14 protein-coding genes, 1 tRNA gene and 2 pseudogenes are annotated in these 15,867 nt (G+C 70.8%); 7 read left to right on the plus strand and 10 right to left on the minus strand.

Going from position 1 to position 15,867, the window contains the following annotated elements; all coding sequences use genetic code 11:
• From C1J00_RS22500 to C1J00_RS22515, 4 genes are all read left to right on the plus strand, one after another.
• Positions 1–1,369 (plus strand): FG-GAP-like repeat-containing protein (locus tag C1J00_RS22500; protein WP_102910869.1); only part of this gene is annotated, 1,369 nt, incomplete at its 5' end.
• Positions 1,370–1,392: 23 nt separating this feature from the next.
• Complete coding sequence (locus C1J00_RS22505; RefSeq protein WP_102910870.1) at positions 1,393–2,826, plus strand: FG-GAP-like repeat-containing protein; 1,434 nt, start codon at positions 1,393–1,395, stop codon at positions 2,824–2,826.
• 43 nt (positions 2,827–2,869) lie between these two features.
• Positions 2,870–4,300, plus strand: a complete 1,431-nt coding sequence (locus tag C1J00_RS22510) for an FG-GAP-like repeat-containing protein (protein ID WP_102910871.1) — start codon at positions 2,870–2,872, stop codon at positions 4,298–4,300.
• Positions 4,301–4,383: 83 nt separating this feature from the next.
• Positions 4,384–5,394: a Yip1 family protein gene (locus C1J00_RS22515; protein WP_102910872.1), complete on the plus strand. Its 1,011-nt coding sequence runs from the start codon at positions 4,384–4,386 to the stop codon at positions 5,392–5,394.
• 63 nt (positions 5,395–5,457) lie between these two features.
• Here C1J00_RS22515 and C1J00_RS22520 read toward each other — a convergent pair whose 3' ends face one another.
• Positions 5,458–5,955 carry a phosphoribosyltransferase gene (locus C1J00_RS22520; protein ID WP_102910873.1) on the minus strand — a complete coding sequence of 166 codons (498 nt, stop codon included), beginning with the start codon at positions 5,953–5,955 and terminating at the stop codon, positions 5,458–5,460.
• A 70-nt stretch (positions 5,956–6,025) separates the two neighbouring features.
• A complete protein-coding gene (dcd, locus tag C1J00_RS22525; protein WP_102910874.1) occupies positions 6,026–6,601 on the minus strand; it encodes a dCTP deaminase in 576 nt (191 codons plus the stop codon).
• Between the two features lie 534 nt (positions 6,602–7,135).
• Between dcd and C1J00_RS22535 the strand changes: the two genes are divergently transcribed.
• The 3 genes and pseudogenes from C1J00_RS22535 to C1J00_RS48330 form a co-directional block, all read left to right on the plus strand.
• Positions 7,136–7,209, plus strand: a tRNA-Gly gene (locus C1J00_RS22535).
• Between the two features lie 410 nt (positions 7,210–7,619).
• Positions 7,620–7,739: pseudogene (locus C1J00_RS46930) on the plus strand (PIN domain nuclease); the annotation flags it as partial.
• A 218-nt stretch (positions 7,740–7,957) separates the two neighbouring features.
• Positions 7,958–8,121 (plus strand): annotated as a pseudogene (locus C1J00_RS48330) (Mu transposase domain-containing protein); the annotation flags it as partial.
• 216 nt (positions 8,122–8,337) lie between these two features.
• Here C1J00_RS48330 and C1J00_RS22555 read toward each other — a convergent pair.
• The 8 genes from C1J00_RS22555 to C1J00_RS22590 form a co-directional block, all read right to left on the minus strand.
• The gene (locus C1J00_RS22555) at positions 8,338–9,282 is read right to left on the minus strand and encodes a carbohydrate kinase family protein (protein WP_245936456.1); all 945 of its coding nucleotides are present in this window, start codon (positions 9,280–9,282) and stop codon (positions 8,338–8,340) included.
• Positions 9,283–9,676: 394 nt separating this feature from the next.
• Positions 9,677–10,900, minus strand: a complete 1,224-nt coding sequence (gene metK, locus C1J00_RS22560) for a methionine adenosyltransferase (protein WP_102910877.1) — start codon at positions 10,898–10,900, stop codon at positions 9,677–9,679.
• Positions 10,901–10,953: 53 nt separating this feature from the next.
• Complete coding sequence (locus C1J00_RS22565; protein WP_102910878.1) at positions 10,954–12,132, minus strand: IS701 family transposase; 1,179 nt, start codon at positions 12,130–12,132, stop codon at positions 10,954–10,956.
• A 228-nt stretch (positions 12,133–12,360) separates the two neighbouring features.
• Complete coding sequence (locus tag C1J00_RS22570) at positions 12,361–13,611, minus strand: MFS transporter (protein WP_102910879.1); 1,251 nt, start codon at positions 13,609–13,611, stop codon at positions 12,361–12,363.
• Positions 13,612–13,652: 41 nt separating this feature from the next.
• A complete protein-coding gene (locus tag C1J00_RS22575) occupies positions 13,653–14,456 on the minus strand; it encodes a class I SAM-dependent methyltransferase (RefSeq protein WP_102910880.1) in 804 nt (267 codons plus the stop codon).
• A gap of 28 nt (positions 14,457–14,484) precedes the next feature.
• Positions 14,485–14,844, minus strand: a complete 360-nt coding sequence (locus C1J00_RS22580; RefSeq protein ID WP_102910881.1) for a YybH family protein — start codon at positions 14,842–14,844, stop codon at positions 14,485–14,487.
• Positions 14,841–15,275: a nuclear transport factor 2 family protein gene (locus C1J00_RS22585; RefSeq protein ID WP_102910882.1), complete on the minus strand. Its 435-nt coding sequence runs from the start codon at positions 15,273–15,275 to the stop codon at positions 14,841–14,843. The genes C1J00_RS22580 and C1J00_RS22585 overlap by 4 nt, the downstream gene beginning before the upstream one ends.
• A gap of 368 nt (positions 15,276–15,643) precedes the next feature.
• On the minus strand, positions 15,644–15,867 hold a 224-nt coding region (locus tag C1J00_RS22590), incomplete at its 5' end, for a pyridoxine 5'-phosphate oxidase C-terminal domain-containing protein (RefSeq protein ID WP_281262767.1).

A 15,867-nucleotide genomic window follows, 5' to 3' on the forward strand; every position in this document is an offset into this window, starting at 1 on the left:
CACCCTCTCCGCCCCCGCCGCGCACGCCGTGACGCCCGCGGCCCCCTACGACTTCAACGGCGACGGCCGCACCGACCTCGCGGTCGGCGCGCCGGGCGCCACCGTCGCCGGGCAGGCGAAAGCCGGTGCCGTGTCGGTGGTCTACGGCAGCACCAGCGGGCCGAAGAGCTCCACGCGCACCCTGCTGACCCAGAACACCGCGGGCATGCCCGGTGCCGCCGAGGCCGACGACGCGTTCGGCTCCGCCCTCGCCTCCGCCGACCTGAACACCGACGGCTACGCCGACCTGCTGATCGGCACACCCGGCGAGGACGGCAGCGACACCAACGACGGCACGGTCACCATCGTCTGGGGATCGACGTCCGGCCTGTCCGGCGCCCGTTCGCTGTTCAGCTTCTTCAGCACCGACTACGACCGCTACGGCCGGACGCTGACCGCGGGCGACTTCGACGGCGACGGCGACGTGGACGTCGCGGTCGGCTCCACCGGCCCGGTCACCCTCTCCCTCGTGAACGGCCCGATCACCAGGACCAGCGCCTCCAGCGGCGGTTCGGGCTCGCGCAACGACTGGTGGTCGTCCTCGAACGGCATCACCCACCTCTCCTCCGGCGACGTCACCGGCGACGGCCGCCCCCGCGTGGTCCTGCACGGCCGCGCCGCGCACAACGGCGCCGCCACCACCTCCCTCGCCGACATGAAGATCGGCAACTACACCGACTGGCTGGAGAAGCTGCCCGCGGGGTTCGTCTCCGCCGTGGGCGACATCGACGGTGACGGCCACGACGACATCGCCGTGGGGAACGACCGGGAGGCCTCCGCCGACCCCGAGGGCGCCCTCGGCGGCAAGGTCACCGTCGTCTACGGCGGACCCGACGGCCGCGACAGCGGCCGCGCCCCGCTCGTCCTCACCCAGGACACGGCCGGCGTACCCGGCGCCGCCGAGAAGGGCGACCGCTTCGGCAGCGGCGTCGATATCGGCGACGTCGACGGCGACGGATACGCCGACCTGGCGATCGGTACCGCGGGCGAGAACGGCTCCGCCGGTGCCGTCACCGTGCTGTACGGCTCGGCGTCCGGCCTGACGACCAGGGGCGCGACGTCGTACACCCAGAACACCGCCGGTGTGCCCGGCACCTCCGAGAAGGGTGACCGCTTCGGCGAGCGCGTCACCCTCACCGACCACACCGGCGACCGTCGCGCCGACCTGTCCGTCTCCGCGCCGGGCGAGAACGCCGGCGACGGCGCGATCTGGTCCCTGCGCGCCACGGCGACCGGCCCGACGGCCTCCGGCTCGACGAGCTTCGGCCCGGGCACGACGGGCGTCTCGACAGCCGGCGCGCCCGGCTACGGCACCGCACTCAACTCCTGATCACCGACAACGGGGAATCGAAGATGCGCAGATGCACCCTCCTCCTGGCCACGGCCCTCACCACCGGCCTGCTCACCGCCCTGCCCGCCACGCAGGCCGCCGCCGCGCCCTCCGGCCTGTCCGGCGACTTCAACGGTGACGGCCACCGCGACCTCGCAATCGCCGCGCCGCTCGGCAAGATCGCCGGCAAGACCGCAGCGGGCTACGTCGCCGTCGTCTACGGCACCGCGAACGGCCTCGACAGCTCCAAGCGCCAGATCGTCAGCCAGGCCACCGACGGCATCCCGGGCGTCCCGGAGTCGCAGGACTACTTCGGCGACCGCCTGACCACCGGCGACCTGGACGACGACGGCTACACCGACCTGATCGTGGGCGTGCACGCCGAGCGGATCGGCTCCACCGACGACTCGGGCGTCCTCACCGTCGTCTGGGGCGGCGCGAGCGGCCTGAAGACCGCGACGGACCTGTCCGCCCCGCTCCCCGAGAACCGCAACGAGCTGGGCTGGTCCGTCGCCACCGGCGACTTCGACGGCGACGGCGACACCGACCTGGCCGCCGCCAACATCGCCTACCCCGAACTGAACGTCTTCGAGGGCCCGATCACCCGCACCGGCAAGGCCGCCGAGCTCACCGGCGTCGACACCTCCGCCCAGACCGGCATCAACACCGACCGGGTCGTCGCGGGCGACGTCACCGGCGACGGCCGGTCGGACCTGCTGGTCATGGGCCAGGAGGCGGCCGGCGACGGCTACCGCACCCGCAGCGTGCTGTACAAGGGCTCCGCCACCGGCCTGACGCCGGGCGGCAAGGCCGCCGGCGGGTACGACGCCGTCATCGCGGACGTGAACAAGGACGGCTACGGCGACATCGTCACCGGCAACTTCATGGAGAAGTCCGCGGAAGAGCCGAACGGCGGCCCCGGGGGCGCGGTCACCGTGACCTACGGCGCGGCCGGCGGCCTGAGCACCCGCACCCCCGTGCGCATCACCCAGGACACCGCCGGCGTGCCCGGCGCCGCCGAGCGGAACGACCGCTTCGGCTGGAGCCTGTCGGCCGGCGACACCAACGACGACGGCTACACCGACATCGCGGTCGGCACCCCCTACGAGGCACTCGGCTCGGTGAAGCAGGCCGGCATGGTCACGGTCCTGCGCGGCTCGGCGTCCGGTCTGACCGGCAACGGCGCCAAGTCCTTCTCGCAGAACACCGCGGGCGTCCCGGGCACCGCCGAGGCGTACGACCACTTCGGCTACGCCGTGCGGCTCACCGACGCGAGCGGTGACGGCCGGGCGGAGCTGGTGGCGAGCGCCTCCGGCGAGAACACCGGCGACGGTGCGGTCTGGCTGCTGAAGTCCACCTCGTCCGGCGTCACGGCCACCGGGTCCAAGTCCTTCGGCGCCGCGACGGTCGGCGGCCCGGCGGCCGACGCCGCCTTCGGAGACGTACTCGCGGGCTGATCCCGCGGACCATGACCCCACCACCTACCAGGAGGAACACCTCATGCGCAGGAAGACTGCGGCCACCCTCACCGCCGCCCTGCTGACCGCAGGTCTCACCCCGCTCGCCCTGGCGGCACCGGTCTCCGCCGCCCCCGCCGAGTACGCCGACGACTTCAACGGCGACGGCTACCGCGACCTCGCCACCGCCGCGCCCTACACTCCCGTCGGCGGCAAGACCGACGCGGGCGCCGTCGTCGTCACCTACGGCTCCGCGAACGGCATCAGCGCCACCCACCGCACGATCCTCACCCAGGACACCGCCGGCATCCCCGGCACCGCCGAGCAGGGCGACCGCTTCGGCAAGTCCCTCACCTCCGGCGATCTCAACGCCGACGGGTACGCCGACCTCGTGATCGGCAGCGTCGGCGAGGACATCAGATCCGACGTCGACGGCGGCTCCGTCACGGTCGTCTGGGGCGGCAAGAGCGGCCTGTCCGGCGGCAAGGGCGTCCCCGACCCGGCCGTGTCGGCCCACGACGAGTACGGCATGTCCGTCACCGTCGGCGACTTCGACGGGGACCGCCGCCCCGACCTCGCCGTCGGCGGCACCGGCAGCGACATCTGGATCCACGAGAGCTTCACCAAGACCTCCGGCCCCGCGGCCCGCCACGAACTCGCCACCGGCCTCCAGACCGGCAACAGCATCTACGGCGCCCAGGACCTCTCCGCCGGCGATCTCGACGGCGACGGCACCGACGACCTGGTCGTCACGGGCAGCGAGGCGTCGACGTACGACGACGGCAACATGATCTACCTCGGCTCCGCCTCCGGCTTCACGTACCAGACGTTCCTCAGGAGCGGCGGCTGGGAGCTGGCGACCGTCGGCGACCTGAACGGCGACGGCTACGACGACGTCGTCTCGGCGGCGTACGGCGGCGACGGCAAGAGCCTCGGCGGCTCCGTCAGCGCCTACCTCGGCAGCGCGAACGGCGTCCGCACCCAGCCTCAGACCACGATCGACCAGGACACCCCCGGAGTCCCCGGCGCCGACGAGGAAGGCGACTGGTTCGGCAACGCCCTCTCCATCGCCGACGTCAACGGCGACGGCTACGGCGACCTGGCCGTCGGCGCCCTCCACGAGACCATCGGCACCACGAAGATCGCCGGCATGGTCACGGTCCTGCGCGGCTCGGCCGCCGGCCTGACCGCCACCGGCGCCCAGTCGTTCACCCAGAACACGGCCGGCGTCCCCGGCACCGCCGAGTCCGCCGACCGCTTCGGCGCGTCCGTACGCCTGTCCGACCTCACCGGCGACGGCAAGGCGGACCTGTCCGTCGGTGCCGACGGCGAGAACCACCCCTCCGGCGCCGTCTTCGGCCTGCGCGGCTCGGCCTCGGGCGTGACGACGAAGAACGCGATCAGCTTCGGCCCCGGCTCGCTCGGCATGTCGACGACCGGCTACCTGAGGCTCGGCCAGGACATGCTCGGCTGACGCCGCCCCGAGGGGCCGTGGCACCGCCCGTACGGCGGAACCCTGACGGCCCACGGACGCCCAAGGCCCTTGCCCCCTAAGGGATGTCACAGCTCGGCCGCAAAGCCGGGCCCGGAAGCCCGGGCCCGGCACGCCACCGGGCGGGACCAGGTACGTTCGAAGACGTGGCTGGATTCAGGATCGGACGCGGCCGGAACAACGGCGCTCCTCAGACGCGACCGCAAAACCCCCCGTACGGGCAGACGCCGCAGGGGCCGTCGTACGGCTCCCCGCCGGCGCCGCAGCCGTACCCTCGGCAGCAGCCGCCGTACGGCAACGGCGGCGGCCCGGCATGGCCGCAGCCGAACGCCGCGCACGGCGGTGGTTACGGCGGCCAGGGCGAGCCGGAGTACTTCGGCGACGGCGCGTACCCGCCCGGCCCGCAGGGCCCGCCCGACCCGTACGCGGCGAACAACCCGGGCCACACCCAGGCCTTCTCGGTCGGCCAGGACCCCTACACCCAGGGCGACACCTACCGCGCCGGCTCGGCCGCCCCGCCGCCCGGCCCGGTCGGCCCGCGCCTGCACTGGAAGGCCCTGCTCCGGGGGATCGTCCTCGGCCCCAACCAGACCTTCCTGCAGATGCGGGACTACGCGGTGTGGGGCCCGGCCCTCATCGTCACGTTCCTCTACGGCCTGCTCGCCGTCTTCGGCTTCGACGGCGCCCGCAAGGATGCGATAAACGCCACACTGTCGAACGCCGTCCCGATCGTCCTGACGACGGCCGTCGCGATGGTGCTGAGCGCCTTCGTCCTGGGCGTGGTCACCCACACCCTGGCCCGCCAGCTCGGCGGCGACGGCGCCTGGCAGCCCACGGTCGGCCTGTCCATGCTGATCATGTCCCTCACGGACGCGCCGCGCCTGGTCTTCGCTATGTTCGCGGGCGGTGACGCGATGTTCGTCCAGCTGCTCGGCTGGGCCACCTGGATCGCGGGCGGCGTCCTGCTGACCCTCATGGTCGGCCGCTCCCACGACCTGCCATGGCCGAAGGCCCTGGGCGCGTCGGCGATCCAACTGATCGCCCTGCTGTCGATCGTGAAGCTGGGCACGGTCTGAGGCCGTACGGCACGAGAGAGGGGCTCCCCGCGGGGAGCCCCTCTTTCTGTCCGGACCTGCCGGTCAGGCGTCGAGTACCTGGCCGGCCCGCCGTACCAGTGGCGGTTCGACACTCCACGGGAAGTTGATCCAATCGTCAGTGCGCTTCCACACGTACTCGCACTTCACCAGCGAGTGGGACTTCTCGTAGACGACGGCGCTGCGCACCTCGGCGACGGTGTCGAGGCAGAAGTCGCGCACCAGCTTGAGCGTCTTGCCGGTGTCGGCGACGTCGTCGGTGATCAGCACCTTCTTCTGCGAGAAGTCGATCGCGTTGGGGACGGGGGCGAGCATGACGGGCATTTCGAGGGTCGTCCCCACACCGGTGTAGAACTCGACGTTCACCAGGTGGATGTTCTTGCAGTTGAGGGCGTAGGCGAGGCCGCCGGCCACGAAGACGCCGCCGCGGGCGATGCTGAGGACTATGTCGGGCTCGTAGCCGTCGTCGGCGATGGCCTGCGCAAGCTCGCGCACGGCGACGCCGAAACTCTCATAGGTCAGGTTCTCGCGCACGTCACTCATACCTGCGTCGCTCCCTTCGGCTCGCTGACGTTCAAGTCGCTGACGATCGGGTCGCTGACGTTCGGGTCGCTCACACCTGGGTCCGGTGGAAGTTGAGGAAGGACCGGGAGGCGGTCGGCCCGCGCTGCCCCTGGTAGCGGGACCCGTACCGCTCGCTGCCGTACGGGTACTCGGCGGGCGAGCTCAGCTTGAACATGCACAGCTGCCCGATCTTCATGCCCGGCCAGAGCTTGATGGGCAGAGTGGCGAGGTTGGACAGCTCCAGGGTCACGTGCCCGCTGAAGCCGGGGTCGATGAACCCTGCGGTGGAGTGCGTCACCAGTCCCAGGCGCCCCAGCGAGCTCTTGCCCTCCAGCCGGGAGGCGAGATCGTCGGGCAGGGAGATGACCTCGTACGTGCTGGCGAGGACGAACTCCCCGGGGTGCAGGATGAACGGCTCGTCCCCCTCCGGCTCCACGAGCCGGGTCAGGTCGGACTGCTCGATGGCGGGATCGATGTGGGGGTATCGGTGATTCTCGAACACCCGGAAGTAGCGGTCGAGGCGCACGTCGATGCTCGACGGCTGCACCATCGTGTCGTCATAGGGATCGATCCGTACCCGCCCGGCATCGATCTCGGCCCGGATGTCCTTGTCTGAGAGAAGCACGCCCCGAGGATACGCAAGACGCGCGGAGCGACCACAACCGGACGTCTCCGCGCGCCTTGTGCCTATTGCCTTGTGTCTCGTGCTCTGTCCGTTACCGCTGTCGCTACCGCTTCTGATAGCTGACGGGCACCACACTCCGGAGCCGCGCACATCGCGGGCACCGAAGCAGCCGCCCGGGGCCGAGCCGCTCGGCCTGCTGCATCGGGAACGAAGCGGTGGTGAACACGTGCCCATCGGCACAACGGACGACGGTGCGCTCCATCAAGTCCAAGAGTCCCTTCCCCAAGAGCCGCGTCTGGCTGCTGCTTGCCTGACGACAAAAGCCACAGTACGGGATCAAAGGGACGGCCCTCCAGGCGGCACTCCGGTCCCGCCCGGGCCCTCTTTCGCCCCACCACCGTACGCCCCAACTCCGTTCCCCCGCAGCCGCATCCCATCCCTGAAACGCGCTCAGACCTCGCGGCACGAACGCCGGAGGTCTGACATGAGGTAGAGTGAGCGAGCATTCGACACCGACTCCGATCGGCGTCTTACGCGGGTGTAGTTTAATGGTAGAACATCAGCTTCCCAAGCTGAGAGCGCGAGTTCGATTCTCGTCACCCGCTCCATGATGAAGCCCCAGGTCAGTGGCCTGGGGCTTGTGTATTGGTGAACCGCTTGGACGTTTTGCCAGCGCACCCTGACCCAAAGATTGGGCACGCGGAGGGCACGAGGTCCTGGCGGGTGCAGCCCGCTCAGCTACCAAGACGGCGCTGACCTGTCGATCACGCCGCCGTCGTCCAGATCGGCCAGCGCGCCAGTGAGCCGCTCTTGCACCCTCTCCAGTGACAACGTCTGCCGGGCAGTCTCCAACCGGCGGAACAGGAACGGGCATGTTCCGCACCAGAAGCTGAGTTCGAAGGCAGGCTCCCCGTCGACCACGAGCAACCTGCGCCCCGGCCCTCCCTCGATCTCCGACTCGGCTACTGAGCGCGTATCTGACTGGTCGGGCCATCCATGGCGCTCATTCACAGCCCGTCTGCTGCGCGGCGACGCCGAGCAGTACGGATGGGACCAGGCCGCGGCAGCCGGGCTCATCGCCACCTGTCCGATCACCGGGCTGAAGTTCTTCCACAGCGCACGCTCCGCCGCCGACCGCCCGAGACCGAGCCATTCTGATAGATGCCGTGGAGTAGAGGTGAGTGCTCATCGTCGTCGTAGTAGTCGTACTCCCACTGCCATTCCTCCCCAGAGGGAACGGCACAGTGAACTTGCGGTTCAACACCCGGCTCGCGGCATGGCTGAAGGTCGCCAACTGGCATGTCCACCGCACCGTCTCGGCCCCCGGCCGACCGGTGGGCAGCGGACCGGGCCCAGATGCTCACCCTGCCCGCGGTCGACCCGGCCACCTGGTGGCGCTTTTCGGTCCGGCTGGGCCGCGACCACTATGTCCGCGTCGACACTTGCGACCACTCCGTGAACCCTCCACGATCGGCCACCAGGTCACCGTGCTGACCGACAACGAGCAGGTCATCGTGCTCACCTCCGGCGGCGAAATCGTCGCCCGGCATGCCCGCTGCTGGGCCCGCCACCAGACCCTCACCCATCCCGAGCACGCCGAGGCCGGACAGGTGATGCGGCAGGAAGTACGTCGCCGGCCCACAGGTCAGATCCACGCCGTCGGCTCCGCCTCCAGTCCGCTGGTCGAGGTCGAACAGCGCGAGCTGGGCTCATACGACCGGTTGTTCACCGAGCTCTCACATGATGTGTTTCAGGTGCCGGGTCAGCCGGTTCGCCGTGCTGTCGCCGTAGGTGGTCGCGATGCGGCGCAGCAGCTCCGTGGCGCACAGGCCGTACTGCTGCGGCCCGATCGATTCCAGGGCCGTGGTGGCCAGGGCGCAGCCCAGAGGGACCGCCTCTCGGGGAGGCAGGGACCAGCTGACGGCGGCGGCCAGGAAGCCGGCCCGGAACGCGTCACCGACGCCGGTCGGGTCGGCGGTCGCCGTCGCCGGGACGGCCGGGAAGTCCATGGTTCCGTCCTGGGCGGACTCCACCCGCACCCCGGCCGCACCCCGCGTGGTGAGCCAGGTGCCGACGCGTCGCAGCACCTCGTGCCGGGACCAGCCGGTGCGCTCCAGCAGGAGCGCGGCCTCGTACTCGTTGGTGAACAGCCATCGTGCCCCGGTCACGAGCCGGCGGACGTCGTCGCCCGCGAGGACGGCGAGTTGCTGGGAGGGGTCGGCGGCGAAGGGCGTTCCCCTCTCGCGGCACTGCTCGGTGTGCCGCACCATCGCCTCGGGATCGTTCGGGGAGACGAGGACCAGGTCGACGCCGCCCGGACCGGCCATCAGGGGTGCGAGGTCGATGGCGGCGGCATCGGCCATCGCCCCCGTGTGGAAGGAGGCGATCTGGTTCTGGTCCGCGTCCGTGGTGCACATGAACCGTGCGGTCCGCTGCCGGGCGGACACCCGGACGTACGCGGTGTCGACCCCGTGCGCCTTCAGCCACACCTCGTAGTCGCCGAAGTCGTCGCCGACCGCGCCGACCAGTAGAGGCGCCGTGCCCAGGCAGCCGAGGCCGAAGGCGATGTTCGCGGCTACTCCCCCGTGCCGGATCTCCAGGTCGTCGACGAGGAAGGACAGGGAGACGTGATCGAGCCGGCCGGCGATCAGCTGGTCGGTGAACCGTCCCGGGAACGTCATCAGATGGTCAGTGGCGATGGAGCCTGTGATGGCAAGCCGTGCGCCACCGCTGTCCGGGCCCGCACGCCGGAGCGTCGTACTGGCGGGCGGCTGGGGCTGGGAGGGCATGGGTACTCCTCGACGGCTGGGGTCCCTGTGGCTTGCTCCACGCAGATGCGGTGGCCTTCGGCGAGGCGGTCCCGGGGCGGCTTCGAGCCGGCGGGCCGATGATGTGTCGCCGCTCGGTGACCGAGGGCCCTGCGGCGGTCAGGCGGGCGACCGGCCGCAGCGTCGTCTCGCGCGCGATCAGCCGGCTCAGCTCGGCGGTGCGGTCCCGGGAAGGGTCTCCGGCGCCCGAAGGCGGGTGGCAGGGGCTCCACGCGGTGGTTCGCAGCGCCATGGCCGGACCGGTCCGTCAGCCGATCACGCGGCGTCGCAACTCCTCCACGCGGTCGGTGCGTTCCCAGGTGAACTCGGGCAGCTCGCGGCCGAAGTGACCGTAGGCGGCCGTCCGCGCGTAGATCGGGCGGAGCAGGTCGAGGTCGCGGATGATCGCGGCGGGGCGCAGGTCGAAGACCTCGGTGACGGCCTCCTGGATCGCCTGCTCGGGGTACAGGGCCGTGCCGAAGGTCTCGACGAACAGGCCGACCGGCTCGGCCTTGCCGATCGCGTACGCCACCTGCGCCTCGCAGCGGGAGGCCAGGCCCGCGGCGACCACGTTCTTGGCGACCCAGCGCATCGCGTACGCCGCCGAGCGGTCCACCTTGGAGGGGTCCTTGCCGGAGAAGGCGCCGCCGCCGTGGCGGGCCATACCGCCGTAGGTGTCGATGATGATCTTTCGGCCGGTCAGGCCGGCGTCGCCCATCGGTCCACCGATCTCGAAGCGGCCGGTGGGGTTCACCAGCAGGCGGTAGTCGTTGGTGTCCACCTTGATGCCCTCGTCCAGCAGTGCCTTCAGCTCCGGCTCCACCACGAACTCTCGGACGTCCGGGGTCAGGAGGAAGTCCAGGTCGATGTCGGACGCGTGCTGCGAGGAGACCACGACGGTGTCGAGACGGACCGCCTTGTCGTCGGCGTACTCGAGGGTGACCTGCGTCTTGCCGTCCGGACGCAGGTAGGGGATCGTGCCGTTCTTGCGCACGTCCGACAGCCGCTTGGACAGGCGGTGGGCGAGGAAGACCGGCAGTGGCATCAGCGTCGGCGTCTCGTTCGACGCGTAGCCGAACATCAGGCCCTGGTCACCGGCGCCCTGCCGGTCCAGCTCGTCGACGTCTCCGTCTGCGGAGGAACCCTCGACGCGGGCCTCGTACGCCGCGTCGACGCCCTGTGCGATGTCCGGCGACTGTGCGCCGATGGACACGGACACCCCGCAGGAGGCGCCGTCGAAGCCCTTCTTGGAGGAGTCGTAGCCGATCTCCAGGATCGTGTCACGGACCAGCTGGGCGATCGGGACGTAAGCCTTGGTCGTGACCTCGCCGGCGACGTGGACCTGACCGGTGGTGATCAAGGTCTCCACCGCGACCCGGGAGGTCGGGTCCTCGCGCAGCAGCGCGTCGAGAATGGTGTCGCTGATCCGGTCAGCGATCTTGTCGGGGTGACCCTCGGTCACGGACTCCGAGGTGAACAGACGACGCGACATGGCACTCCTATGTCCGCTGGGGTGAAGGGGAGGGGCGGCGGGTGCTCACAGCCTCATGTGGTCAGCGCCACCGGGGAGTTGAGCAGGTCCGTCCGTTCGTCTGACAGCAGCGCGAGGGCGTGTGCCGCCGACGCCAGGGTGGTGTGGCGGTTCCAGCCGCCGTAGGAGCGGCCGGTGAAGTCCCGTATGCCGATGCGCTCGGTGACGCGTACGAAGGCGTCGTCGACGCCCCGCGGGAGGGCGGTCATGTGCAGCAGGGTGGCGGAGTCCGCGTCGAGCATGTCGGTGAGCCACACCTCGTCGGACTGCCGACCGGCGTCCGTCCGCGTACGGAGCAGCAGCAGGTCGTACGGGTCGTGGCTGCCGTCCGGCGCGTGGGCCACGGGGTGGTGCGGGGAGCGGACCCGCACAGCCGCGGCCAGAGTGCACGGCGGGCCCTCACCACGCGGTCCTGGATCCGCCGGCTGCCCCCGCAGGCTCTCCGCCGCCGCCAGGATCTGGTACGTGGAGACAGGGCCCGGGCCCAGTCCGCGCAGGGTGGGATCGAGCACCGTGAGACGCAGGGTGCGGTACACCCGGACCATGAAGGGAATCCCGGCCGAGCGCAGCCGGTGGACCGCCGCGGCGGTGTCGATGCCCGGGCCGCACAGGTCCATCACCACCGGCAGTGCGCCCCGCAGTTCGGCCGCGAGGCTCAGGTATGCCTCGGCGGCGCACTCGACGGGGGTCTCGTGCACGCGGCTGTCGGGGATCGACGCCCGGGTCCGCCGTACGTCGTCCTCGAGCCACTCGGGCGGTAGCAGCAGCCGCCAGGCGAGCGGGTAGCAGCCTCTGGGGGAGGCGGCCCACAGGCCCACCGCGTACTGGGCGTTGACGACTTGCCCGCGCCCAGCGAGGAAACGTTTGTGCACCCCGACGGTGCTGTCCCCCTCCCGCGGTGTGACCAGGTTCCGCAACACCCAGCCACTGGGCGGGGCCACCGGCGTCATGATGTCCGCCACCGCGCGGGCCACGGGCGCCCAGTCCCAGGCGGAGCAACTGACGAAATGGTGCAGGCTCTGCTCGAGCCTCGGGCCGCCCAGGCTCAGCGCCATGTTCCGGAAGGACTTGCGGCCCCGCGTGGTCAGCAGGCCTCGTACGTAGGTGAGCGCCATCCTTCGCTGGTCGCTGCGCGGCAGCGAGGCGAAGAGCTGGGTGCCCAGTTCTCTGAGCAGCTCGTCATGGCCGGACATGTCCCCCCTTTGGTCATGGCCGAGTGGTATTCGAAGCGTCGTGAGTCAGGGTTGTCGGTCAGGGATGCGTCGCAAGGATGTGGTGGTCCGGGATGAGGTGTCCGTTGAAGAGGCCGGTGCGCGGTGCGCCGACCGGACGCATGACCGTGCGTACTCGCTTCCGACTCGTGTACGGAGCGGAAGCGAGCACGCGCGGTCATGGATCCGGCCAACGGCGCGGCGGCGGGTTCACGCAGCCGTCGTCTCCGCCTCGGTCGGGGTGCCCTGGGGCGCGGCCACCGGCTTCGGAGCCCTGAAGGCCCCGGTCGCCGCGAAGATCGCAGCGGCGACGAGGAGCGCCAGGACGGTGAAGCCGGCCACACCCTTGAAACCGTCGAACTCGGTCAGCAGCACACCGCCGACCAGGCCGCCGATCGTCGTACCCGCGTACAGCGCGGTGGTGGACAGCGACGACACCGTGCCTCGGGAGGCCGTCGTCTGCGACAGCAGCATGGACATGAAGATCGGGTAAGCGAGCCCGAGCATGGCGGACCCGACGGCGAGACCGGTGAGCGCCAGACCCAGGTTCGGCGCGAACGGCACCGCGGCGTAGGCGACGATCAGGACGGTGAACACCAGCGCCAGCGTGCGGTGTTCACCGATCCGGCGGATGAGGCGGCTGCCGAAGATGGAGGTGGTCGCCATGCCGACGCCGAGGGCCATCATCGAGGCCCCGACCGCGCTGACGCCCAGGCCGAAGTCCTCGTCCAGCCAGGAGCCGATGAAGGAGATCGTCTCGAACACGCCGGTCTGGTAGATGAGGTAGGCCACCAGGTACCAGGTGAAGGTCGCCGACCGGAACAACTGGGCGTAGGTCCCGAGAATCCCCATGGTCTCGCCCGCTGCCCGGGAGGACGGCACGGACGGGAAGACCCGCCACAGCAGGATCCATGCGACGCCGGACAGGCCCGCCACCGCCAGGAACGGCACGTGCCAGGAGATCGCCGCCAGCCAGCCGCCGAACGGGACACCGACGACCTGGGAGATGGACATACCCGCACCGGCGATGCCCATCGTCTTCACGATCGAGTCCGGAGCCACCAGAACGGGGATGGAGGCCCAGATCTGCGGGGTGACGAGCGCGGCGAACATGCCCGCCAGGAACCGGAAGAGGATCATCGTCCACAGGCCCTGTGCCGCGGCGCACAGGGCCGTGGCCACCGCGAACCCGGCGAATCCGAGCAGGAGCACGCCCCGCCGGTCGCGGCCGTCCGACAACGGCCCGGCCACCAGGGCGAACAGCGCGAACCCCAGGGCGTAGGCGCTGACCATCCACCCGGAGACGCTGGTCGACACGTCGAACTGCTCGGCCAGCGTGGGCAGCATCGGGGCCACGAGGAAGGTGTCGGTTCCGATGACGAACATGGTCGCGAACGCCAGCCACGCGATGACCGCGCTGGATGGGGCAGGACCGTGCCGTGTGCTCTGTGCCTGTGTCACGGCTTTCCTTTCTGATCACTCGGGTCGCGGGGCCCAGCGGCTCAGTCGGCCGGCTGTCGGCCCCAACTGGAATAGATGAAGGTCGATACGTCGGGGGCCGGGACGCTCTCCACCAGCGCGCTCGCACGCGCCATCTGCTCCTCGGTGGCCAGCCCGGCCTCGATGAGACTCCGGCCGCTCTGGACCAGCCGGATGCGCAGCAACTCGTCCTGGACGGCGTCGATGCCGAGCCCGCCCGGGGCGACCGACACGCCCACGGAAGTGAGCCCTGCCGCCGCCAGCGAGGCCGGCGCCCGGCGCGCCCAGGCCAGGTCGATGCCCTGGGCGGCGAGCGCGTCCAGCCAGGCCCGCTGAACCCGCTGCCATTCCGGGTACGGGGAGTCCTCGGCCGGCAGGAAGTAGACGTCCTCCAGGACGAGCCAGCCACCGGGGGCAAGCCACCGCACGGCCCGCCGCAGCACCTCTTCACGCCGCGGCAGATGCATGAACACCGCACGGGCGTGCACCAGGTCGAAGGAGCCGGGGGCGAAGTCCTCCTCGTTGACGTCCATACGCCGCACGGTCAGCTGCGGGGCACGGTCGGCGTCGAGGAAGCGGGGGTCGATGTCCGCTGCGACCACGCTGCCCTGCGGTACCCGGTCGGCGAGCCAATAGGCGATGGAGCCGGCGCCCGCGCCGAGTTCCAGGCAGCGCCAGGTCGGCGCGATCTCCAGTTGCTGAAGGACCCTGACCGTGGCCGGGTCGTAACTCTTCTCCAGCAGGTGCAGCCGGGTCCCCTCGGTGGGCAGGTCCTTGCTCAGCAGGCCCGTGGTGTAGGCCTCCAGGGTCGCGGTGTTGTCGCTCATCGCGTGATGCCCTTCTGCTCGCGCGCCGTCAGGCGAGGTAGCCGGACGAGTGGAGGATGCGCAGCCAGGTGCCGTCGGGCTGCCGACGGGCCACCTGGTAGCGGCCCGTGCTGTGGTCGTCCGCGATCGTCGCCGTGAGGGCCAGGTCGCCGTGGCGCAGGGTCGGCAGGGCCTCCTCCACCGCGTAGTGGGTCCGGATCTTCAGCATCGCCTCGAATGCCTCGCGTATCGCCTGGCGGCCGACGTGCGTCCTGCCGATCGGAAAGGCCATGACCGCGTCGGGTTCATAGAGCTCCGCGAGCCCTTCGGCGTCTTTGGCATTCGCCAGATCGACCCAGATGCGGGCCAGGTCCTCAGGGGTCTTGGCGCGTTCACGAGCGGTGGTCATCGTGCGTTTCCCTTTCCTCTGGTAGACGATTCCTCTGCGCCCATGGGTTCTTGTTCGCCTCGGGCGCCCGGGGGCAGATCCGCGGACGCCAGCAGGGCCCGCGGGTCGTACACGGCCTGGATGTCGGTGATCCGGCCGTCCCGCACCCGCATCCAGTTCGCCACGGCGGTCGGTGCGGCGATGGTGGTGTGCAGATCGAGCCAGGTCATGACGTCGTCACCGGCCTTGAAGGTCTTCCGGATCACGAGGTCGGTCGTGACGGACGCCATCCGTGCCAGGGAGTCCCGGCACACGTCGGCGTCGTCGAGCCGCGCGAGCGGTCCCGTGTACGAGAACTCCTCGTCGGCCAGCAGCGCGCGCAGGGCGGTGAAGTCCCGCGCCCGCCACGCCCGGAAATAGGCGGCAGCCACCTTTTCGGCATCGTCAGCCACTGCGTCTCCTTGGTCTCCGGAGAAATCACTCCGCGCGCATGAAGCGCCCCGAAACGGGCGGCCTTTTCACATCCGCAGGACATCCGCGGCCGAATTCCGCGGGCATTCCGCAGGCGTTCCATGGCGACGAAATTCTCCATTCCCCTGTGGACGCGTATGGAGGGGCGTCACAGAGGTTGAGTCTGCGCGCGCGGCGGGGGGCCCGCCACGAGCGGCCGGGACTATGTCAGGTCGCCCCCAGGTCCTGTCGTCGAGTTCCCGCCCGCCCCGGTGAGCCGGTCGGCTTCACCCGCGCGGGAGGCACCCCCGGTCGACATCGCGGGGGGGGGTGTCCTCCGGGCGGACGACGGGAGTTCGACGACCGGTGTCTAAGGCTGGAGGCGGCGGGAGGTCCAGCCGGCGCGGGCGCGGTCATAGCGCAGGCGCTCGTGCAGCCGGTTCTCGCCGTCGGCCCAGAACTCCACGGAGTCGAAGCGCAGCAGGAAGCCGGCATATCGCTCGGGCCGGGGCAGCGGGCCGCCGTCCGCCGCGAGCCGCTCGACCTCGGCGCGCAGCGCGCGTGGGTCGAGCAGGTCCTCGCTCTGCCGGGACG

Source organism: Streptomyces cahuitamycinicus, from assembly GCF_002891435.1.
Lineage (GTDB): Bacteria > Actinomycetota > Actinomycetes > Streptomycetales > Streptomycetaceae > Streptomyces > Streptomyces cahuitamycinicus.

Coding starts and splice junctions, on each gene's coding strand:
- C1J00_RS22515 (WP_102910872.1), top strand. CDS start 4,384: ATGTCACAGCTCGGCCGCAAAGCCGGGCCCGGAAGCCCGGGCCCGGCA.
- C1J00_RS22565 (WP_102910878.1), bottom strand. CDS start 12,132: ATGTCCGGCCATGACGAGCTGCTCAGAGAACTGGGCACCCAGCTCTTC.
- C1J00_RS22505 (WP_102910870.1), top strand. CDS start 1,393: ATGCGCAGATGCACCCTCCTCCTGGCCACGGCCCTCACCACCGGCCTG.
- C1J00_RS22580 (WP_102910881.1), bottom strand. CDS start 14,844: ATGACCACCGCTCGTGAACGCGCCAAGACCCCTGAGGACCTGGCCCGC.
- C1J00_RS22555 (WP_245936456.1), bottom strand. CDS start 9,282: ATGACGTTCCCGGGACGGTTCACCGACCAGCTGATCGCCGGCCGGCTC.
- C1J00_RS22575 (WP_102910880.1), bottom strand. CDS start 14,456: ATGAGCGACAACACCGCGACCCTGGAGGCCTACACCACGGGCCTGCTG.
- C1J00_RS22520 (WP_102910873.1), bottom strand. CDS start 5,955: ATGAGTGACGTGCGCGAGAACCTGACCTATGAGAGTTTCGGCGTCGCC.
- metK (WP_102910877.1), bottom strand. CDS start 10,900: ATGTCGCGTCGTCTGTTCACCTCGGAGTCCGTGACCGAGGGTCACCCC.
- C1J00_RS22510 (WP_102910871.1), top strand. CDS start 2,870: ATGCGCAGGAAGACTGCGGCCACCCTCACCGCCGCCCTGCTGACCGCA.